This window comes from Nocardia otitidiscaviarum NBRC 14405 (genome assembly GCF_000308635.1).
GTDB classification, from domain to species: domain Bacteria; phylum Actinomycetota; class Actinomycetes; order Mycobacteriales; family Mycobacteriaceae; genus Nocardia; species Nocardia otitidiscaviarum.
The window spans coordinates 1-392 of record NZ_BAGD01000029.1; the positions used below are offsets into that span (position 1 = coordinate 1).

1 protein-coding gene is annotated in these 392 nt (G+C 67.1%); it reads left to right on the forward strand.

The annotated features are described in order from the left end of the window. A partial coding sequence (locus ON31_RS04460; protein WP_039809507.1) for an AMP-binding protein occupies positions 1-392 on the forward strand: 392 nt, incomplete at both ends.

The window sequence follows — 392 nt, forward strand, 5'->3', positions numbered from 1 at the left end:
ACCGGCCGTCCCAAGGGTGTGGCGGTGCCGCACGCGGCCATTGTCAACCAGTTGCAGTGGAAGACGGCGGAGTTCGGTCTCGGTGCCGATGACGCGGTCCTGCTGAAGACGGCTGCGACGTTCGATTTGTCGGTGTGGGAGTTCTGGTCGGCGGCGGTGTCGGGTGGGCGTTTGGTGATCGCGTCGGCCGACGGCCACCGTGACCCGGCCTATCTGAACGAGTTGATGGCCCGGGAGCAGGTCACCACTCTGCATGTGGTGCCGTCCATGTTGGACGCGCTGCTCACCGAATCCGGTGGCACCCTGGCGGGTTCGTTGCGTCGTGTGCTGGCCATCGGTGAGGCGCTGCCCGTCGCGGTGGCTCAGCGTTTCCGTGCGGCGAACGCTCAGGC